Consider the following 19338-nt stretch of genomic DNA (forward strand, 5'->3'; position numbering starts at 1 on the left):
CGGGAACTCCGACTCGGGAACTCCGATTCGGGGAAGCCACCGGGGTGAACCTGTTGGCCGGCACCGGAATGGCAATCCTGCGGACGACGCAGTGAGGTCGGCCGGGGTCGTGCCCACGGCGGCCACCACCACGCCCCCGGCACGGGGGCGCGGTGGCACGTGGTCATCGCCGTGAGGCGGGTCCTAGAACTCCAGGCCGGTCAGCACCAGCACCCGCTGCTCGGTCAGGTCCTCCATCGCCGCGCGCACGCCCTCGCGGCCGGTGCCGGACTCCTTGACCCCTCCGTAGGGCATCTGGTCGGCGCGGAAGCTGGGCACGTCGCCGACGACCACCCCGCCCACCGCCAGGCGGGCCGAGGCCCGGAACGCCAGGCGCACGTCGTGGGTGAACACCCCGGCCTGCAACCCGAAGCGCGAGGCGTTGACCCGGTCGAACGCCTCCTCGGTCGAGTCCACCGGCTCCAGCACCACCACGGGCCCGAAGACCTCCTCGTCCACGACGCGGCACCCCGGCGGCACGTCGGCCAGCACCGTGGGCTCGAACGCGGTCCCGTCGCGGTGGCCGCCGGTCAGCACCCTCGCCCCGGCCGCCACCGCCTCGTCCACCCACTCCTGCACCCGGCGCGCGGCGGCCTCATTGATCAGCGGCCCCACGTCGGTGGCCGGGTCGGCGGGGTCGCCCACGCCGAGCTCGCGCACGCGCGCCACCACGGCCCGCTCCAACGCCGGGTAGACCTCCCGGTGGGCGTACACGCGCTGCACCGAGATGCACGACTGCCCGCCCTGGTACATCGCGAACGTGGCGATCCGCGAGGCGGCGAAGCCCAGGTCGGTCCAGTCCGGGCACACCACGGCCGCCGCGTTGCCGCCCAGCTCCAGCACCACGTGCTTGCGCGGCGCCCGTTCCTGGATCGAGTACCCCACCGGACCCGAACCGGTGAACGACACCACCGGCAGCCGGGGGTCCTCGACCAGCGCGCCCGCCACCTCGTTGGGCACCGGCAGCACCGACCACGACCCGGCCGGCAGGTCGGTCTCCGCCAGCAGCCCGCCGAGCAGCAGCGCCACCAGCGGCGTCGCGGGCGCGGGCTTGACCACGATCGGCGCGCCGACCGCCAACGCCGGCGCGACCTTGTGCGCCACCAGGTTGAGCGGGAAGTTGAACGGCGCGATGCCCAGCACCGGACCGCGCGGCGCCCGCCGCACCAGCGCCAACCTGCCCGAGGCCGCCGGGTCGGTGTCCAGCCGCTGCAACTCGCCCGAGAACCGCCGCGCCTCCTCGGCCGCCCACCGGAACACCGACACCGCCCGCGACGCCTCGACCCGCGCCCACTTCGCCGGCTTGCCCGACTCGGCGGTGATCAGCGCCGCCACCTCGTCGGCCCGCTCGGCCAACCGGCGCGACACGTGGTCCAGCGCCGCGGCGCGGGCGTGCGCGGGCAGCACGGCGAACTCGCCCGCCACCGCGTGCGCGGCGGCCACCGCCCGTTCGACGTCCTGCGCCGAGGCGTTCGTCGTCACCCCGGCCAACCCGTTGTCGTGCGGGGTGCGGACCTCCACCCGGTCCTCGCCCGTCGCGGGCTGCCCCGCGACCCAGTAAGGCACGGTCACTGCGCGGTCGGTCACTGCGCGGTCGTTCACTCCACGGCTCCTTCCAGCACGTCCAGTCCCTCGGCCAACAGCTCGTCCGGGATGGTCAGCGGCGGCAGCAGGCGGATCACGTTCCCGCGCGTGCCGCAGGTCAGCACCACCACGCCGGCCGCGTGGCAGCGCGCCGCGACCCGACCGGCGACCTCGGCCGAGGCCAGCTCGACGGCCAGCATCGCGCCCCGGCCCCGGGCCTGCACGGCCCCGGGCAGCGCGGCCAGCCGGGGCAGCGCCACGGCCTCGACCCGCCGGGCGGCGGCGTTGAGGTCCAGCTCGCGCATGGTGTCGACGGCGCCCAGCGCGGCCGCGCAGGCGACGGGGTTGCCGCCGTAGGTGCCGCCCAACCCGCCCGCGTGCACGGCGTCCATGACCTCGGCGCGCCCGGTGACGGCCGACAGGGGCAGGCCGCCGGCGATGCCCTTCGCCGTGGTCACCAGGTCCGGCACCACGCCCTCGTGGTCGCACGCGAACCACGAGCCGGTGCGGCAGAACCCGGTCTGGACCTCGTCGGCCACCAGCAGCACCCCGTGCGCCCGGCACCACGCCGCCAGCTCCGGCAGGAACCCCGGCGCGGGCACGATGAACCCGCCCTCGCCCTGGACCGGCTCGACCACCACGCACGCCACCTCGTCGGGGCGCCCGACCGCCGCCACCGCGCGCCGCGCCGCCTCCGCACCGCCCAACCCGTCGTGCAGCGGGTAGGAGCCGGGCACCCGCCGCACCTCCGGCGCGAACGGCCCGAAACCCCGCTTGTAAGGCATTTCCTTGGCCGTCAACGCCATCGTCAGGTTCGTGCGCCCGTGATAGGCGTGGTCCAGCGCCACCACCCCCGGCCGGCCGGTCGCGCACCGGGCGATCTTCACGGCGTTCTCGACCGCCTCCGCGCCCGAGTTCAGCAGCACCGAGCGCTTGTCGTGCGAGCCCGGCGTCAACTCCGCCAACCGCTCGCACACCTCCACGTACCCCTCGTACGGGGTGACCATGAAACACGTGTGGGTGAACCGGTCCACCTGCTCATGCACCACCGCCGCCACCCGCGGCGCGGGGTTGCCCACCCCGGTCACCGCGATGCCGGAGGCCAGGTCGATCAACCGGTTGCCGTCCACGTCGACCAGCAGGCCGGGCTCGGCGTGGTCGACGAACACCGGCAGCGTCGAACCCACCCCCGCCGCCACGGCCGCCTCGCGGCGCTCGCCCAGCTCGCGCGAGCGAGGACCGGGGATCTCGGTGCGCAGTCGTGCCATGGCTCCAGGATCGTTCTCCCGGCGCGAGGACAACAGTGGCCCGAGTGGCCAACGCGCTGTACACAGTGTCCATGCCGTTGACGGTGGGGGCGCTGGCCCGCAAGGTCGGCCTGCCGGTCCTGGTCGACGCCGGGCTGGACCGCGTGGTGGCGTGGGTGCACAGCACCGAGCTGACCGACCCGACGCCGTTCCTGGAGGGCGGCGAGCTGCTGCTGACCACCGGCATCGCCCTCGGACCCCACCGGGACTACGTGCGCCGGCTCGTCGCGGCGGGCGTGGCCGGCCTGGGGTTCGGCACCGGGTTGAGCCACGACGAGGCGCCTCCCGACCTGGTCACGGCGGCGGTCGAGGCGGGGCTGGCGCTGCTGGAGGTGCCCAGGGCGACGCCGTTCATCGCGATCACCAAGGCGGTGGCCGCCGACGCGCACGCCGCCCTCACCCGGACCAACGAGGCGCAGCACGCGCTGACCCGCGCCGCCGTCACGGGGGGAGCCGCGGGCGTGGTGCGGCGGCTCGCCCGGCTGCTCGACGGCGCCGCGGTCCTGCTGGACGAGGCGGGCGCGACCGTCCACGCCGCCGGCGACCCCGCCGTGCCCGACCTCGCCGCGCGGGCACGGCTGCTGGGCGCGTCCGGCGGACCGGCGGGCGCGGCGTGGCAGGTGGGGGAGCGGCACGCCGCGATGCAGGTGCTCGGGCGGCGCGGCTTCCTGGCCGTGCTGGCGCCGCGGCCGCTGGAGGCGGCGGTGGTCAACACCGCCGCGTCGCTGCTCACCCTGGCGCTGGCGCGGTCCGACGAGGTGGACCGGGCGCACCGGGAGCTGCGCGCCGAGCGGTTCCGGCTGCTGCTGGCGGGCGAGGAGGTGGCCGGGCTGCCCGAAGCGCCGTTCCGGGTGTTCCTGCCGTCGGCGCGGGTGCCCGACCCGCCCGGGTTCTGGGCCGAGGTCGACGGGCGGCTGGTGGTGCTCGCCCACGACCTCGACGTCCCGGCCGCCGCGTCGAGCCCGGTGGACGCGGCGGGCGTCGCGCGCGGCTACCGGGAGGCGCTGCGGGCGCTGGAGGAGGGCGTGGCCCGGTTCGAGGACGTGGCCGCCGCGAGGCTGCTCGCGCCCGACGCGGCCGAGCACGCCGAAGCGCTGCTGGCCCCGCTGGACGACGCGCAGCGCGAGACGTTGCGGGTGTGGCTGTCGTGCCACGGCCAGTTCGACCCGGCCGCCGCGAGGCTGGGGGTGCACCGGCACACCGTGCGCAACCGCTTGCGGCGCGTCGAGGAACTGCTCGGGCGCTCGCTGGAACCCGCAGGGACGCGTGCGGAACTCTGGTTGGCCCTGCACGCCGGGAACTAGGCTCGGCCGACACCGCCACGACCATCCCTGACGAAGAGGGGGATACATTGGCGCGCTCCCGTCTGCTCGCACACGCGGCCGGTGCCCTGGTCACCACCGCCGTCCTGCTCACCGCCGTGTTCACCGGTCCGGCCGGCGCCTGCAGCTGCGTGCCCAGCACCGAGGGCGAGCGGTTCCATCGCGCGACCCACGTGTTCACCGGCACGGTGGTCGCCTCCGCGGTCGAGGAGAACGACCCGTCCACCGTCGGCGACGACAGGTACCGCTACCGCGTCCAGGTCGGCGTGGAGCACAAGGGCGACGTGCCGCCCATGGTGGACGTGCTGACCTCGATCCACGGCGGCACCTGCGGCATCACCCTGTCCGCGAACGCCGAGTACCTGGTGTTCGCGTCGGGGGACTCCGCCGACGCGCGCGTCGAGACCGGCTATTGCGGCGGCACCCGCCTGGCCTCCGGCGGCCCGCCGGTGACCACCCTCCCGACCGGGTCCACCACCACGACGCCCTGCGCGACACCCGTGCCGTGAGGCGTCCTCACGAGGGGCCGACGTCACTCGATCGGCCCTTCGAAATTCCGAAGAACAGGTGGTTTGTGACAGGAAAATTGCGGGTAGGTGTCGCCGACAATGCACATGAGGTGACCACCGCGGCGTGAGACCGGGTACCTTCCGGCGTCCGGCGGCCACGTCAACGCAGCGGAGGGGCGACCTGGATGTGGGAAGGTGACCTGACCGGAGAGGTCGTCGGCAGCAGGTACGCCCTGGGCGACCTCTACGGCTCGGGCGGCATGGCCGAGGTGTACCGGGCTTTCGACACGCGGCTCGACCGCAAGGTCGCGATCAAGTTCTTCCAGGGCGAGGCCACCCCCGAGGACCGCATCCGGCTCGAACGCGAGGCGGAGGTGCTGGGCGCGCTGCGCTGCCCGGGTCTCGTGGAGGTCTACGACACCGGCGTCCACCAGGGGCGGCCCTACTTCGTGATGCAGCCGGTCGAGGGCGGCACGCTGCGCCGCCGGATGCGCGAGCCGCTGGCGCCCGCGGTGGTGGCCCACCTGGGCGCGCAGGTCGCCGAGGTGCTGGCCCACGTGCACGCCAACGGCGTGGTGCACCGCGACGTCAAGCCCTCCAACATCCTGCTCGACACCGCGGGCAGGCGCGCCTACCTCGCCGACTTCGGCCTGGCCCTCCAGGCGCAGGTCACCCGCGTCACCCGCTCGGGAGTCCTGGTCGGCACCGCCGGCTACCTGTCACCCGAGCAGGTCCGCGGCGCGGACGTGTCGCCCGCCGCCGACGTCTACGCCCTGGGCCTGGTCCTGGTCGAGTGCCTCACCGGCAGGCCCGAGTACCCCGGCGGGGACACCGAGGCCGCCCTCGCCCGCCTGCACCGCGAACCCCGCGTGCCGACCGACCTGCCCGGCGGGTTCACCGCCGCGCTGACCGCCATGACCGCCACCGACCCCGGGCGGCGGCCCTCCGCCGCCGAGTGCGCCCGGCTGCTCACCGCCGCCGAACGCGCCGCGGCCGGCCTGCCGCCACTGGCCGAGGCGGCGGTGGAGGTCGCGCCGCCGCCCGCCCCGGCGCGCCGGCCCGGTGTCGCCGTGCTGCTGGGTGGGGTGGCGGTGGCCGCGGCGTCGCTGGTCCTGCTGACCCTGCTCAACCCGGGCGACCCGCCGACCGGCTCCGACGGGAACCCCGACCGGCCCGCCACCGCGACGCCGTCCGACGCGCCGCCCGCCACCGGCGTCAGGCCGGTCGTCGACGTCACCACCACCGAGGCGCCGCCCGCGGGGCGTGCCACGGTGACGGTGTCGCGGGAGGCCGCGGCCTCGTCGGTGCAGCAGGACCAGCCGCAACAAGACCAACCGCAGCAGGACCAGCCGCAGCAGGACCAGCCCCAGCAGGACCAGTCGCAACAGCAGCCGTCGCCCGCACAGCCGTCGCAGCCCCAGCAGGGACAACCGTCGCCGGCGCAGCCGCAACAGGGCCAGCCCCAGCAGGGACACCCGCAACAGGGGCAGCCGCAGCAGCCCGCCGACCCGACCAGGGGCAGGAGCGGGAACGGCTGACCGGTGGTCGGCGCGGGGTGGTCGGCGCGGGGTGGTCGGCGCGGGGTGCTCAGCGCAGGGCGGGCAGCAGCTCGCCCTTGGCGAAGTCGAGGAACTCCCGCTGGTGGTCGCCGCCGATCTGGACCAGCGCCAGGTCGGTGAACCCGGCGTCGCGGAACTTCGCCACCGCCTCCGCGATCGGCCCCACCTCCGGGCCGCACGGGATCTGCTCGGCCACGTCCTCCGGCCGCACGAACCGCGTGGCGCCCGCGAACCCGGCCGGGCCCGGCAGCTCGGAGTTGACCTTCCAGCCGCCCGCGAACCAGCGGAACTGCTCGTGCGCCCGCTCGACGGCCCGGTCCCGGTCGGTGTCCCAGCACACCGGCAGCTGCCCGATCTTCCGCGACGAGGCGCCGCCGCCCTGGAAGACGTCCCACTCCCGGCACAGCGCCGACTCCGGCTCGGTGGACACCATCGCGTCGGCCAGCGGCGCGAACGTGCGCACCGACTGGTTGCCCGACACCGCCACCGCGATCGGCACCCGCTGCTCGGGCAGGTCCCACAGCTTCGCCGAGTCCACCCGGAAGTGTTCGCCCGAGTAGTTCACGTACCCGCCGTCGAACAGCAGCGAGATGATCTCCACGGCTTCCTTCAGCAGCTCGTGCCGCACGTTCACCGGCGGCCAGCCGCGGCCCACCACGTGCTCGTTGAGGTTCTCGCCCGCGCCCAGCCCCAGCGTGAACCGGCCGCCCGACAGCAGTTGCACGGTCGCGGCCTTCTGCGCCACCACGGCCGGGTGGTAGCGCACGGTCGGGCAGGTCACGTAGGTCATCAGCTCCACCTGCCGGGTGGCCTGGGTGACCGCGCCCAGCACGCTCCACGCGTAAGGCGCGTGCCCCTGCTCGTCCAGCCACGGCGAGTAGTGGTCGCTCATGACCTCGAAGTCGAACCCGGCCTCCTCCGCGAGCGCCGCGTGCTCGACCAGCTCTCGTGGTCCGGCCTGCTCGGTCATCAGGGTGTAGCCGATCCGCACGGTCGTCCTCCTACGCCATCGGCAGGTCGGTGAGGTCCGCCCGCAACTGGTCGAGTTCCTCGTAGACTGCCGACGCGCCGCGTTCCCGCAACTCGACCTCGCCGAAACCGCCCGTGCGGAGGCACACCACCGGCAGCCCCGCGCGCAGGGCGGCGTCGCAGTCCCACACGGAGTCGCCGATCACCACGGCCCGGCCACCGTCGCGGTCCACCTGCTCCAGCGCGACCTCGACGAGGTCCGGCGCGGGCTTGCTCTCCTCCACGTCGTCGGACGACGTGGAGGGCACGTCCACCGCGTCGATGAGCTTCAGGTAGTGGTCCACGTGGTGGCGCTTGCCGGAGCTGGCCAGCACCACCGCGAAGTCCTGCTCCAACGCCGCCGCCACCAGCCGGTGCGCGCCCTCCAGCGGTCGGACCTCGGCGAGCATCGGCTCGAACGCCGCCTCCCACGCGGCGCGCAGGTCGTCGCCGTGGTCGCGCTCGACGTGCTCGCCGGCCACGGCGGCGACCAGCTTGTCGCCGCCCATGCCGATGGCGCGGTGCAGCCGCCAGGTCGGCACGGTGATGTCGAAGCGGCGGAAGGCGCGGAACCAGGCCACGGCGTGGTGGTAGTTGGTGTCCACCAGCGTGCCGTCCACGTCGAGGACGAGCGTGTTGGTCATGGGCCGTGGTTAGCCCGACCGGACGATCGGCAAACCGCTCCGATCAGCCCAGGAACTCCTCGATCAGCCTGGCCCACTCGCGGGGCGCCTCCAGCGCCGGCGCGTGGCCGCTGTCCAGTTCCGCCCACCGCGCGCCGGGGACCAGGTCGGCCAGCGCGCGGGTGGAGCTCGGCGAGATCAGCCGGTCGTGCTTGGTGCCGACGACCAGGGTGGGCACGTGCACGCGCGGCAGCTCGTCGGTCAGGTCGGTGCGCAGCACCAGGTCGACCTGCTCGGGGCTGCCGGGCGGGATGGTCATGGCGACCAGCTCCAGGAACCCGGACTCCTGCTCGGCGGTCATCCGCCGGTGGAACGGCTCGCCGAGCACGGTCGACATGAGGTAGCGGGCCAGCGCGGTGCGGTCGCCCGCGCCCAGGAGCCTGGACCACTCCTGCAGGCGGGCCCGGGTCTCGTCGTCGGCGCGCGCGAACCCGGCGGTGAGCACGAGGGCCGTGACGCGTTCGGGGTACCGCAGCGCGGCGCGCACCGCGACCGCGCACCCCAGGGAGAAGCCGACGATCGCGAACCGCTCGTCGCCCTCGGCGGAGGCCACGAGCTGGTCGGCCAGGTCGTCGAGCTCCAGCGGCCCGGTGGCCCGGGGTGTGCTGCCGGAACCGGGGAAGTCCACCGCGTGCACCTTGTGCTTGCGGGACAGCTGGGGGATGAGCGGGCTGAAGTTCGCGCGGACGGCGCCGCCGGCGCCGTGGGCCAACAGGAGCGAGGGGGGAGTCACGCCCCCGATTCTGCCGGTCGACGCCCACTCGTCGCCGCCGATCCCACCATCCCCGTCTCAACAACCCCGCGTGTCCTCCACTCCGACACCGCGTGTCCTCCATTCCGACACCGCGAGTCGTACGTTCCGGCCGCGCGAGTCGTACGCCCAGAACGCGCGAGTCGAACGCTCAGGACCCCCGAGTTCAACGTTCAGGACCCCTGAGCCCGGCCCCGGGCAACCCCGGGACCGGGCTCAGGGGTGGTCTACGGGGCATCAACCGATCGGTTGACCAGGAGTCCGACCCGCCGTGTGATCCGCCGGGCGGTCCGGTCGACGAGCCTGGGGGCATGGCGATCATCGAGGTGGTCGACCTCGTCAAGAGGTACGACCGGAAAGTCGCGGTGGACGGCGTGTCGTTCACCGTCGACGAGGGGGAGATCTTCGGGATCCTCGGTCCCAACGGGGCCGGGAAGACCACGACCGTCGAGTGCGTCGAGGGGTTGCGCTCGCCGGACGGCGGCACCATCAGGGTGGACGGGCTCGACCCCCGGCGCGACCGGGCCGAGCTGCGCACCAGGCTGGGCGTGCAGCTCCAGCAGAGCGAACTGCCCGACCGCATCCGGGTCGGCGAGGCGCTGGACCTGTACTCGTCGTTCTACCGGGACCCGGCCGACTGGCGGGAGCTGCTGGAACGCCTCGGCCTCGGCGACCGCGCCCGCACCGAGTACCGCCACCTCTCCGGCGGCCAGAAGCAGCGCGTCTCCATCGCGCTCGCGCTGATCGGGAGGCCGCGGGTGGCCGTGCTCGACGAGCTGACCACCGGCCTGGACCCGCAGGCCCGCCGCGACACGTGGAGCCTGGTCGAGCAGGTCCGGGACTCCGGCGTCACGGTCGTGCTGGTCACGCACTTCATGGAGGAGGCCGAGCGGCTCTGCGACCGGCTGGCCCTGATCGACGCGGGCCGGCTCGTCGCCGTGGACAGCCCGGCGGGCCTGGTGTCCCGCGTGAGCGACGAGCAGACGGTCCGGTTCCGGCCGGCCGGCCCGCTGGACCTCGACCTGCTGCGGGAGCTGCCCGAGGTGTCCCACGTCGAGCAGCACGGCCCGCGGGTCGTCGTCACCGGCAAGGGCAACCTGCTGCACGCCGTCACGTCGGTCCTCGCCCGCAACCACGTCGTCGCCGCCGACCTGCGCATCGAGCAGGCGGGCCTGGACGACGCCTTCATCCGCCTCACCGGCCGCGCGCTCACGGAGTGAACGAGATGCTGAAGATCGTCAAGATCGAGTGGAAGCTGTTCCTGCGCGAGCCGGTCTCGGTCGCGTTCGCCATCTTCTTCCCGTCCCTCCTGCTGCTGGTCCTGGGCGCGCTCCCGGCGCTGCGGACCCCCGACCCCCAGTTCGGCGACCTCAGGTTCATCGACGCCTACGTGTCCACGCTGGTGGTGATCGCGCTGGCGTTCCTGGGCCTGAACAAGCTGCCCGCCACCGTCGCCACCTACCGCGAGAAGGGCGTGCTGCGCCGCTTCTCCACCACGCCCGTCAGCCCGGCCCGCCTGCTGCTCGCCCAGCTGGCGGTCAACCTGATCGCGGGCGCGCTGTCGATCACGCTGCTCATGGTCGTGTGCCGGGTCGTGTTCGACATCGACCTGCCGCACCACCCGCTCGGCTTCCTGGTGACGTGCCTGCTCGGCATGCTCTCGCTGTCCGCGCTGGGCCTGCTGGTGGCCGCGTGGTCGCCGACGGCCCGGTCCGCGGGCGGTTGGGCGACCGTGGCGTTCATGCTGGTCATGTTCTTCGGCGGGGCCTACCTGCCGCGGTTCCTCATGCCCGACTTCCTGGCGCGCGTCGGCGAGTACCTGCCGCCCGGCGTCGTCGCGTTGCAGGAGTCGTGGCTGGGCGCCGCGCCGGACCCGGTGCACCTCGGCGTCCTGGCCCTGATCACGGTGGTGGCGGGTACCGTCGCGGCGAAGTCCTTCCGCTGGGAGTAGCGATGACCGACAAGCTCGACGTGTGGGAGCGCCGCCTGCACGCGGCGGACCACGCCATCCCGTACCTCGTGCTTGCGCTGCCGACCCTCGTGTACGTGCTGATCATCCCGGACCCGCCGGCGACGCGGGCGGTGAACATCGGCATCGCGGCCGCCACGGCCCTGTGGATGCTCTGGTGGTACACGCTGCACCCGGGGTGGCGCGGTCGGCGCGGCCTGATGGCGGTGTTCTACATCGGCATCCTGGTGGCCTACGCCGTGCTGGGGCTGCGGCACTCCATCTTCGGGTTCTTCTCGTTCGCCGGCTACATCTACGCGTTCTCCGTCCTGCCGGGCCGCTGGAAGCTCGGGGGCGTGGTGACCACCGGCGTCCTGGCCGCCACCTCGCTGCACGGCGGCCTGCCCGCGCCGGACCCGGTGTCCATCGGCGTGTACCTGGCGATCGTGTTCATCATCGTCACGATCGCGGGCACCTTCACCCTGATCGGGCACTTCACCGACGAGCAGTCCCGGCGCCGCAAGGAGATGGTCGCCGAGATGGCGGCGATGATGGAGGAGAACGCGGGCCTGCACGCCCAGCTGCTCATCCAGGCCCACGAGGCGGGCGTGCTGGACGAGCGGCAGCGGCTGGCGCGGGAGATCCACGACACCCTCGCCCAGGGGTTCGCCGGCATCATCACCCAGCTCCAGGCCGACGAGGACCCGCCCCGGCACGTCGAGACGGCGTTGCGGCTGGCCAGGGAGAACCTGGCCGAGGCGCGCCGTTCCGTGCACGCCCTGCGTCCGCCCGCGCTGGTGGACGCGAGCCTGCCCGACGCGTTGTCGGAGGTCGTGACCGGGTGGACCGACCAGACCGGTGTCGCGGCCTCCGTCGCCACGACGGGGCGGGCGCGGCCCCTGCACCCGGAGGTGGAGGTGACGTTGCTGCGCGCCGCGCAGGAGGCGCTGTCCAACGTCGCCAAGCACGCGGGCGCGTCGCGGGTCGGCCTGACCCTGTCGTACATGGAGGACGTGGTGACGCTGGACGTGCGGGACGACGGAGCCGGGTTCGACCCCGCCGGCGCGACGGACGGCTTCGGCCTGGTCGGGATGCGCCAGCGCGTGTCCCGCCTGGCGGGAGCGCTGGTGGTGGAGTCCGAGCCGGGCGGCGGCACGGCGGTGTCGGCGTCGGTGCCGGCCATCCCGGCGTCGGTGTCCGCGGCCCCGGTTCCGGCCCCGGCACTGGTGCCGGCCTCGGTTCGCGCGGAGGTGGCCCGGTGATCCGCGTGGTGGTGGTGGACGACCACCCGGTGGTGCGGGACGGGCTGCGCGGCATGCTCGCCACCGCCGGGGACGTCGAGGTGGTCGGCGAGGCGGCGGACGGCGCGGAGGCGGTGGCCGTGGTGCGCGCCGTGCGGCCGGACGTGGTCCTGATGGACCTGCGGATGCCCGGCGTGGACGGCGTGACCGCGATAGAACGGCTGCGGGGCTCTTCGGCGCGCGTGCTGGTGCTCACCACCTATGACACGGACAGCGACGTGCTGCCCGCGATCAAGGCGGGCGCGACGGGTTACCTGCTCAAGGACACGCCGCGCGACGAGTTGTTCCGGGCGGTGCGCTCGGCGGCGCGGGGCGAGGCGGTGCTGTCGCCGTCGGTCGCGACCCGGCTGGTGGGCCAGGTGCGGCAGCCCGCGGCGGAGCCGTTGAGCGACCGCGAGGTCGAGGTGCTGGGCCTGATCGCGCGCGGCTGCACCAACCGGGAGGCGGCGGTGAAGCTGTTCATCAGCGAGGCGACCGTGAAGACGCACCTGGTGCACGTCTACGCCAAGCTGGGGGTGAAGGACCGCGCCGCCGCGGTCGCCGTCGCCTACGAGCGGGGTCTGCTGGGCGCTTAGCGGTCGGCGGGATCCGTTGCGGTGCGGTCGAGTTCGGCGCGCAGGACCTCGCGCAGCTCGTCCACCGGGAACCGGTCGGGGAACATCGCGGTCTGCAACGTGAGCCCGTCCACGACGACGTGCAGCCGGCGGGCGTGCCGCTCCAGCCGTTCGTCCAGCTCGTCGCCGATGGCCGTCGGGGGCGCCCCGCCCCGGCAGAGCGCGACCGCGAGGCGGCAGAGGTGGCGTTCGCCCGCCCACGCGGCGTGGCGCAGCTCGTCCATCGCGCCGTCGACGCGAGCCCGCGCCAGGCAGGCCAGCCACACGTCGACCTCCACCCGCCGGTCGGCGTCCAGGGGCAGCAGCTCCTCCAGGACCAGCCGCGCCCGTTCCGGGCCGGGCAGGTCGCCGTCGAGGTGCGCCGCGACGCGCGGACCCACCGCGCTCGCCACCTCCGCGGCCGCGAAGCGCAGAAGTCCCTGGTGGCTGTCGAAGTAGTGGCGCAGCCCGCCGATCGAGACGCCCGCCTCCTCGGCGACGCGCCGGACCGTGGCGCCCTCGATCCCGTGGCGGCCGATGACCCGCCACACCACGCGGGCCAGCTCGGCGCGTCGTCGGTCGTGGTCCACGAGCTTCGGCACATCTTTTTATAGCACACTTGTGCGGTATCGGTTACCGTACAAGTGTGCGAAATAAACTCCTGCTCGTCGCCGGGTTGACGACCATCGCGGGTTCGGCGCTGTTCCTGCTGGTCACCGGCAACACCGGCATCCGGTACTCCGCCGACCACACCGGCACCACCCCGATGTGGCTGCGGTGGATCCCCGCGCTGGTGGGGATCGTGCTGGTCCGCCTGGTGCCATCGCCGTCGCCTGGGTCGGAGCTTGAGCCGGACCGGTCCGGGCGACGGCGCGCGGAGGCCGTGGTCCTCCTGGTGCTCGCCGTGCTCTTCGCCGTGTCGCTGCGGCTGCTCGGCGGCGGCGAACCGGCGCACACCGCCCTCAAGTCGGCGATCCTGCTGGTGGCCCTCGTGGTGTTGCGGCGCAACAGGATCACGGCGCGACCGGGTCTCGCGCCCGTTCCGGCGGTGGTCGCCTGGGTGGTCCTGATCGTGCTCCTCACGCCGGCCAGCGACTACGCGGACACCGTCGGCCCGGTCACGCTGCTCGCCACGATCGTGGTGGTCTTCCTGGTCAACGCCCTGCTGGAGGAGGTGTTCTACCGGCGTTGGCTCCAGACGCGGTGGGAGGCGACCACGGGCCGTTGGGCCGGCATCGTGCTCACGTCACTGGTGTGGGCCGCGTGGCACGTGGGCATCCAGGGCACCGACCGGCTCGCGGTCGACCTCGCTTCGGCGTTCGTCAACCAGGGCGTGCAGGGCCTGTTCCTGGGCTACCTGTGGAGCCGGTACCGCGCGATGTGGCCGCCGCTGGTCGTCCACGGCGCGATGAACGCCGCTCCGGTGCTGGTCGGGGCGGTCACCTGACCGCACGTCTCCGACCTGCCCCGCGCGGTGCCCTGCTCGGCTCCACCTGGGCGCTCTCGAAGTTGTCCACAGCCCCGCCACTCGAACGGGGGACGTTTCGAGCCCTTCACCGGGCACCCCGCCCGACTTGTCCACAGCCCCACCGGAAGTCGTTGCACCACACCGCCACCCGGCCCAGCCTTGCCCCATGGACACCGCTCCCCCCACCACCCGCTTCCCGCACCGCGGCCCCGTCGACGTGCGCCCGCGATCAGTAGTCGACGCGGTCCACCCGGGACAGCCACGCCCTGAACGGCGCGTCGTCCGAGCCCGTGGAGACCTGGCGCACCGGCAGGTCCCAGGAGTCGCGCGGCCTCGCGAACAGCTCGTGGAACTCGCGGTCGTCGAACCCGGCCGCGGCGGCGTCGTGCCGGTCCGCGGCGTAGACGACCCGGTCCACCCGCGCCCACAGGGCGGCCGAGAGGCACAGCGGGCACGGCTCGCACGAGGACACCAGCACGCAGCCCGTGAGCCGGAAGTCGCCGATCGCCCGGCAGGCCGCGCGGATCGCCACCACCTCGGCGTGGGCGGTCGGGTCGAGCGAGGTCGTCACCTGGTTGGTCCCGGTGGCGACCACGGCGCCGCCGCGGACGACCACCGCGCCGAACGGGCCGCCGCCCGCCGCGACGTTGCGGGTGGCCAGCTCGACGGATTCGCGCAGCCAGGCCTGGTCGGGGGAGGTGGTCGTGGTCATGGCGCCTCCCAGCGCGGACGGGTTCGCCGCGGGTCGGTGGGTCGGGTGGTGCGCCCGGCCTGCTGGCGTCGCCTGGGCGACCTGGTCCGGGGCTTGCTCGGGGCGTGCGCGTCGCGGCGCGGGTGGTCAGGTGCCGGTGATGTGCTCCGGTCGCACGGGCACGCGGGGCAGGTCCCGGCCGGTGGCCGCGCGGACGGCGGCGACGATGGCCGGGGTGGAGGAGATCGTGGGCGGCTCGCCGACGCCGCGCACGCCGTAGGGCGCGTGGGGATCGGCCAGCTCCAGCACGTCGATGGTCATCGGCGGCATGTCCAGCACGGTCGGGATGAGGTAGTCGGTGAACGACGGGTTGCGCACCCGGCCGTCCTCGGTCTGGATCTCCTCCATCACCGCCAGCCCGAGGCCCTGCGCCGAGCCGCCCTGGATCTGGCCCAGGACGGCCTGCGGGTTGAGCGCCCGGCCCACGTCCTGGGCGCAGGCCAGCTCGACCACCTTGACCAGGCCCAGCTCGGTGTCGACGTCGACCACGGCCCGGTGGGCCGCGAACCCGTACTGCACGTGCGCGTTGCCCTGCCCGGTCACCGGGTCGATCGGCTCGGTGGCCCGGTGCCGCCACTCCGCGGTCTCCTCGACCACCTCGTCGCCGAGCAGCGCGGCCAGGTCGAGCGCGTCCGGGTCGCGGCCGCCGGCCAGCTGGACCAGCCTCACCCGCACCGCCGCGCAGGCCGCCTTCACCGCGCCGCCGGTCACGTAGGTCTGCCGGGACGCCGAGGTGGAGCCGCCGTTGCCGATGCCGGTGTCCATGGGCAGGATCGTCACCCGCTCCACGCCCAGCTCGGTGCGCACGATCTGCTGCACGATCGTCACCAGGCCCTGACCGACCTCGACCGCGGCGGTGTGCGCCAGCGCGACGGGTTCGCCGTTGATCACCTGGAGCCGGACGCGCGCGGTGGAGTAGTCGTCGAAGCCCTCGGAGAAGCAGATGTTCTTGATGCCGACCGCGTAGCCGACACCGCGCACCACACCCTCGCCGTGCGTGGTGTTGGAGACGCCGCCGGGCATGTCGCGCAGGTCGAGCGCGGCGGACTTCGAGGGCAGCGGCTTGTCCCTGACCAGCTCCAGCAGCCGCGCCACCGGTGCGGCGGAGTCGACCACCTGGCCGGTCGGCATCACCGAGCCCTCGCTCATCGCGTTGGCGATCCGCAGGTCCACCGGGTCCACGCCCAGGGCCGCGGCGAGCTTGTCCATCTGGGACTCGTAGGCGAAACCGGCCTGCACCGCGCCGAACCCGCGCATCGCGCCGCACGGCGGGTTGTTGGTGTAGACGCCCCAGCAGTCCACGGTCACGTTGGGCACCTCGTACGGCCCGATGCCGAGCGTCGCCGCGTTGGCCACCACGGCGCCGGTGCTGGACGCGTACGCGCCGCCGTCGAGGTGGATCCGCGCCTTGACGTACACCAGCTTGCCGGTGCGGTCCGCGCCGTGCTCGTAGTGCAGGACCGCGGGGTGCCGGTGCACGTGCCCGTAGAACGACTCCTCCCGGTTGTAGACCATCTTGGTGGGCTTGCCGGTGTGCAGCGCGAGGAGGCACGCGTGCACCTGCATCGACAGGTCCTCGCGCCCGCCGAACGCGCCGCCGACACCGGAGAGGGTCAGCCGCACCTTCTCCAGCGGCAGGCCGAGCGCGGCGGCGACCTGGGCCTGGTCGACGTGCAGCCACTGGGTGGCGACGTAGAGGTCGACGCCGCCGTCCTCGGCGGGCACCGCCAAGCCCGACTCGGGGCCGAGGAACGCCTGGTCCTGCATGCCGACCTCGTAGCGACCGGTGACCACGACCTCGGCGCGCGCGTCCTGGTCGCCGCGCCGGATCGGCACGTGCCGCACGAGGTTGCCGCCGGGGTGCAGCGGGGTGTCGTCGACCGCGGTCTCCATGTCCACGACGGGCTTCAGGACCTCGTAGTCGACCTCGATGCGCTCCATGGCGCGCCGGGCGGTCTCGGGGTGGTCGGCGCCCACGAGCGCGACCGGCTCACCCTGGTAGCGCACGACGTCCTCGGCCAGCACCGGCTGGTCCTTGTGCTCCAGGCCGCACAGGTTCAGCCCCGGCACGTCCCGGTGCGTGAGCACGGCGTACACGCCGGGCACCCGCAGCGCCTCGGTGAGGTCGACCGACCGGATCCTGGCGTACGGGTGAGGGCTGCGCAGGGTCGCACCCCAGATCATGTCCTCGTGCCACAGGTCCGAGGCGTAGGCGAACTCGCCGCGAACCTTGAGGTTGCCATCGGGCCGCTGAGGGCTGGCCCCGATGCCACCGGCCACGGAAGAGGTCAGTTCGGTGGGCATCAGGCTCATCGCGTCCTACCGTCCTTCCGAGCACGTACCGGCAGCCTCATCCTCGCCCTCCACCACTCCTACCGCTCCACGCGACCCAGCACAGCACCGCGCCCGTCCCACCAACACCCCCGCAGCCGCGGGCGCTCCGAGCACGCCCCCCAAAGCGCCCTCCCACCCACGTGCGACCACCTCACCGGACCGCAGGCGCTGCCGTGTGGCGGGTCGGCGCACAGCGGGTTGGGGCACAGCAGGCTGCCACGTAACCGGTCGCCTCATAGCGGGTTGGCTGCGAGTGCCGAACCGTCGCGTGACCAGCCCCAGCGTGACCAGCCCCAGCGTGACCAGCCCCAGCGTGACCAGCCGCCCCATCACCGGGCAGCCGCCTTCAACCGCCCAGCGGCAGCCCGCAGGTCACGCGCGAGTTCGGTCTCCGAGGCGGTGCGCAGCTCCCCGTCGTCCACGACGGTCCGGCCGCCCACGAGCAGGAGCCTGAGCTTCGGCAACGGCCCCAGGACGAGGGCGGCGACCGGGTCGTCGATGCCCGCGTGGTCGAGGCCGTCGAGCCGCCACACGGCGAGGTCGGCGAGCTTGCCGGGCTCGATCGAGCCGATCTCGTCGTCCCGGCCGAGGCACCGAGCACCGCCCGCGGTGCCCAGCCACAACGCCTCGCGGGCGTCCAGCGCACGCGGGCCGCCGCGCTGGCGGGCTTGCAGGAGCGCCTGGTGCAGTTCCTCGACCATGCCGCAGGACTCGTTGGACGCGGCGCCGTCCACGCCGAGGCCGACCGGCGCGCCGGCGTCGAGCAGGTCGCGGACGGGGGCGATGCCGGCGCCCAGGCGGCCGTTGGAGGTGGGGCAGTGCGCCGAGCCGGTGCCGGTGGCGCCCAGTCGCTTCACCGCGTCGGGCGACAGGTGCACGGTGTGCGCGAGCCACACGTCGTCGCCGAGCCAGCCGAGGCGTTCGGCGTACTCGGTGGGCGTGCAGCCGAACTCGGCCAGGCACTGCTCTTCCTCGTCGGTGGTCTCGGCGAGGTGGGTGTGCAGGCGGACGCCCTTGGCGCGGGCCAGTTCGGCGGCGCCGGTCATCAGCTCCCGGCTGACCGAGAACGGCGAGCACGGGCCGACCGCGACGCGGACCAGCGCGTCGGGTGCGGGGTCGTGGTGGTCGTTGACGGCGCGCTCGGTGGCGATGAGCGCGGCCTCGGTGTCCTCGACCAGGTTGTCCGGCGGCAGGCCGCCCTGAGACCGGCCCCGGTCCATCGAGCCGCGCACGGCGTGCAGGCGGACGCCGACGCGGCGGGCGGCGGTCACCAGCGCCTCGAACTGGTCACCGCCCTCGCGGGGGAAGACGTAGTGGTGGTCGGCGGCGGTCGTGCAGCCGGTGATCGCGAGCTTGGCCAGACCCGCCGCCGCCGCGGCGTGCGTGATGCCGGCGTCCAGGCCGCGCCACACCGGGTACAGCGCGGTCAACCACTCGAACAGCGTGGCGTCCTGGGCGATGCCGCGCGTGGCCCACTGGTAGAGGTGGTGGTGCGTGTTGACCAGACCTGGGGTGACCAGGCAGCCGCTGCCGTCGACCCACGTGTGGGGTCCGGCGGGCTTGGGCGCCTGGCCGGGGCCGACGGCGGTGATCCGGCCGTCCTCGACCACGACGTGGCCGAAGGCGTGCTCGGTGCCGGCGGCGTCCACGGTGGCCACCGCGGCGCCGTCGATGATCGTCGGGGTCATGGGCGCCCACCCTCCCGGGTGGAGGCCGCCAGCCGCACCGCGTCCAGGATCTTCTCGTAGCCGGTGCAGCGGCAGAGGTTCCCGGCCAAGGCCTCGCGGATCTCCGGGTCGCTGGGCCGCGGGACGCGGTTGAGCAGGTCGTGCGTGGCGATGATGAGACCGGGGGTGCAGAAACCGCACTGCACCGCGCCCGTCTCGACGAACGCCTCCTGCACGGGGTCGAGCGCGTCGGCGCGTCCGGCGAGGTCGCCCTTGGCGAGCCCTTCGACCGTGCGCACCTCGCGGTCCTGCGCCTGGCCCGCGGCGACCAGGCACGCGCACACCGGCACGTCGTCCAGGTACACCGTGCACGAGCCGCACTCGCCCTGCTCGCACGCGTTCTTGGAGCCGGGCAGCCCCAGCCGCTCGCGCAGCAGGAACAGCAGGCTCTCGCCCTCCCACACGTCGTCGGCGCGCCGCCGCTCGCCGTTCACCGTCACGTCCACGCGCATGG

The 19338-nt window shown here is 74.0% G+C and carries 18 protein-coding genes; 8 read left to right on the forward strand and 10 right to left on the reverse strand.

Annotated features, from left to right (window positions below):
• Positions 1–183: 183 nt before the first annotated feature.
• Both ABD223_RS20155 and gabT read right to left on the reverse strand, forming a co-directional pair.
• Positions 184–1611, reverse strand: a complete 1428-nt coding sequence (locus ABD223_RS20155; protein WP_380645781.1) for an aldehyde dehydrogenase family protein — start codon at positions 1609–1611, stop codon at positions 184–186.
• Positions 1612–1637: 26 nt separating this feature from the next.
• On the reverse strand, positions 1638–2891 hold the full coding sequence (gene gabT / locus ABD223_RS20160; RefSeq protein ID WP_344037861.1) for a 4-aminobutyrate--2-oxoglutarate transaminase: 1254 nt from the start codon (positions 2889–2891) through the stop codon (positions 1638–1640).
• Positions 2892–2962: 71 nt separating this feature from the next.
• On the opposite strand from gabT, the gene ABD223_RS20165 reads away from it, so the two are divergent.
• The 3 genes from ABD223_RS20165 to ABD223_RS20175 all read left to right on the forward strand — a co-directional run bounded on the left by ABD223_RS20165 (position 2963) and on the right by ABD223_RS20175 (position 6299).
• The gene (locus ABD223_RS20165; protein ID WP_344037862.1) at positions 2963–4234 is read left to right on the forward strand and encodes a PucR family transcriptional regulator; all 1272 of its coding nucleotides are present in this window, start codon (positions 2963–2965) and stop codon (positions 4232–4234) included.
• Between the two features lie 47 nt (positions 4235–4281).
• Complete coding sequence (locus ABD223_RS20170) at positions 4282–4761, forward strand: hypothetical protein (RefSeq protein ID WP_344037863.1); 480 nt, start codon at positions 4282–4284, stop codon at positions 4759–4761.
• A 185-nt stretch (positions 4762–4946) separates the two neighbouring features.
• Positions 4947–6299 (forward strand): serine/threonine-protein kinase, encoded by a 1353-nt coding sequence (locus tag ABD223_RS20175; protein WP_344037865.1) that lies wholly within the window; start codon positions 4947–4949, stop codon positions 6297–6299.
• A gap of 49 nt (positions 6300–6348) precedes the next feature.
• Here ABD223_RS20175 and ABD223_RS20180 read toward each other — a convergent pair whose 3' ends face one another.
• The 3 genes from ABD223_RS20180 to ABD223_RS20190 are packed head-to-tail and all read right to left on the reverse strand — an operon-like array spanning position 6349 to position 8744.
• Positions 6349–7311, reverse strand: a complete 963-nt coding sequence (locus ABD223_RS20180; RefSeq protein ID WP_344037866.1) for an LLM class F420-dependent oxidoreductase — start codon at positions 7309–7311, stop codon at positions 6349–6351.
• Positions 7312–7321: 10 nt separating this feature from the next.
• Complete coding sequence (locus ABD223_RS20185; protein WP_344037867.1) at positions 7322–7972, reverse strand: HAD family hydrolase; 651 nt, start codon at positions 7970–7972, stop codon at positions 7322–7324.
• A gap of 43 nt (positions 7973–8015) precedes the next feature.
• Positions 8016–8744, reverse strand: coding sequence for an alpha/beta fold hydrolase (locus ABD223_RS20190; RefSeq protein ID WP_344037868.1), 729 nt, complete (start codon positions 8742–8744; stop codon positions 8016–8018).
• A 329-nt stretch (positions 8745–9073) separates the two neighbouring features.
• Here ABD223_RS20190 and ABD223_RS20195 point away from each other — a divergent pair, with 329 nt between their 5' ends.
• The 4 genes from ABD223_RS20195 to ABD223_RS20210 are packed head-to-tail and all read left to right on the forward strand — an operon-like array spanning position 9074 to position 12586.
• Positions 9074–9982: an ABC transporter ATP-binding protein gene (locus tag ABD223_RS20195; protein WP_344037869.1), complete on the forward strand. Its 909-nt coding sequence runs from the start codon at positions 9074–9076 to the stop codon at positions 9980–9982.
• A 5-nt stretch (positions 9983–9987) separates the two neighbouring features.
• Entirely contained in the window at positions 9988–10713 is a 726-nt protein-coding gene (locus tag ABD223_RS20200) for an ABC transporter permease (protein ID WP_344037870.1), read from the forward strand.
• A 2-nt stretch (positions 10714–10715) separates the two neighbouring features.
• Entirely contained in the window at positions 10716–11972 is a 1257-nt protein-coding gene (locus tag ABD223_RS20205; protein ID WP_344037871.1) for a sensor histidine kinase, read from the forward strand.
• Positions 11969–12586, forward strand: coding sequence for a response regulator (locus tag ABD223_RS20210; RefSeq protein ID WP_344037872.1), 618 nt, complete (start codon positions 11969–11971; stop codon positions 12584–12586). The genes ABD223_RS20205 and ABD223_RS20210 overlap by 4 nt, the downstream gene beginning before the upstream one ends.
• Here the strand turns inward: ABD223_RS20210 and ABD223_RS20215 are convergent.
• On the reverse strand, positions 12583–13206 hold the full coding sequence (locus ABD223_RS20215; protein WP_344037873.1) for a TetR/AcrR family transcriptional regulator: 624 nt from the start codon (positions 13204–13206) through the stop codon (positions 12583–12585). The two genes, ABD223_RS20210 and ABD223_RS20215, sit on opposite strands and share 4 nt — an antisense overlap.
• Positions 13207–13250: 44 nt before the next feature.
• Here ABD223_RS20215 and ABD223_RS20220 point away from each other — a divergent pair, with 44 nt between their 5' ends.
• Complete coding sequence (locus ABD223_RS20220; protein WP_344037874.1) at positions 13251–14051, forward strand: CPBP family intramembrane glutamic endopeptidase; 801 nt, start codon at positions 13251–13253, stop codon at positions 14049–14051.
• Positions 14052–14301: 250 nt separating this feature from the next.
• On the opposite strand, the gene ABD223_RS20225 is transcribed toward ABD223_RS20220, so the two are convergent.
• The 4 genes from ABD223_RS20225 to ABD223_RS20240 form a co-directional block, all read right to left on the reverse strand.
• Complete coding sequence (locus ABD223_RS20225; protein WP_344037875.1) at positions 14302–14784, reverse strand: nucleoside deaminase; 483 nt, start codon at positions 14782–14784, stop codon at positions 14302–14304.
• Between the two features lie 126 nt (positions 14785–14910).
• Positions 14911–17136, reverse strand: a complete 2226-nt coding sequence (locus ABD223_RS20230) for a molybdopterin cofactor-binding domain-containing protein (RefSeq protein WP_380645751.1) — start codon at positions 17134–17136, stop codon at positions 14911–14913.
• A gap of 350 nt (positions 17137–17486) precedes the next feature.
• Positions 17487–18845, reverse strand: coding sequence for an 8-oxoguanine deaminase (locus ABD223_RS20235; RefSeq protein ID WP_344037877.1), 1359 nt, complete (start codon positions 18843–18845; stop codon positions 17487–17489).
• Positions 18842–19336, reverse strand: coding sequence for a (2Fe-2S)-binding protein (locus ABD223_RS20240; protein WP_344037878.1), 495 nt, complete (start codon positions 19334–19336; stop codon positions 18842–18844). Before ABD223_RS20240 ends, ABD223_RS20235 begins: the two co-directional genes overlap by 4 nt.
• Positions 19337–19338 lie beyond the last annotated feature (2 nt).

The sequence above is a fragment of the Saccharothrix xinjiangensis genome, assembly GCF_039527585.1.
Taxonomy (GTDB): domain Bacteria; phylum Actinomycetota; class Actinomycetes; order Mycobacteriales; family Pseudonocardiaceae; genus Actinosynnema; species Actinosynnema xinjiangensis.

Excerpts from the sequence above, each read along its gene's own strand:
- ABD223_RS20165 (WP_344037862.1), top strand. The coding sequence starts at position 2,963 with ATGCCGTTGACGGTGGGGGCGCTGGCCCGCAAGGTCGGCCTGCCGGTC.
- gabT (WP_344037861.1), bottom strand. The coding sequence starts at position 2,891 with ATGGCACGACTGCGCACCGAGATCCCCGGTCCTCGCTCGCGCGAGCTG.
- ABD223_RS20225 (WP_344037875.1), bottom strand. The coding sequence starts at position 14,784 with ATGACCACGACCACCTCCCCCGACCAGGCCTGGCTGCGCGAATCCGTC.
- ABD223_RS20205 (WP_344037871.1), top strand. The coding sequence starts at position 10,716 with ATGACCGACAAGCTCGACGTGTGGGAGCGCCGCCTGCACGCGGCGGAC.
- ABD223_RS20240 (WP_344037878.1), bottom strand. The coding sequence starts at position 19,336 with ATGCGCGTGGACGTGACGGTGAACGGCGAGCGGCGGCGCGCCGACGAC.
- ABD223_RS20235 (WP_344037877.1), bottom strand. The coding sequence starts at position 18,845 with ATGACCCCGACGATCATCGACGGCGCCGCGGTGGCCACCGTGGACGCC.
- ABD223_RS20185 (WP_344037867.1), bottom strand. The coding sequence starts at position 7,972 with ATGACCAACACGCTCGTCCTCGACGTGGACGGCACGCTGGTGGACACC.
- ABD223_RS20230 (WP_380645751.1), bottom strand. The coding sequence starts at position 17,136 with ATGAGCCTGATGCCCACCGAACTGACCTCTTCCGTGGCCGGTGGCATC.
- ABD223_RS20200 (WP_344037870.1), top strand. The coding sequence starts at position 9,988 with ATGCTGAAGATCGTCAAGATCGAGTGGAAGCTGTTCCTGCGCGAGCCG.
- ABD223_RS20175 (WP_344037865.1), top strand. The coding sequence starts at position 4,947 with ATGTGGGAAGGTGACCTGACCGGAGAGGTCGTCGGCAGCAGGTACGCC.
- ABD223_RS20195 (WP_344037869.1), top strand. The coding sequence starts at position 9,074 with ATGGCGATCATCGAGGTGGTCGACCTCGTCAAGAGGTACGACCGGAAA.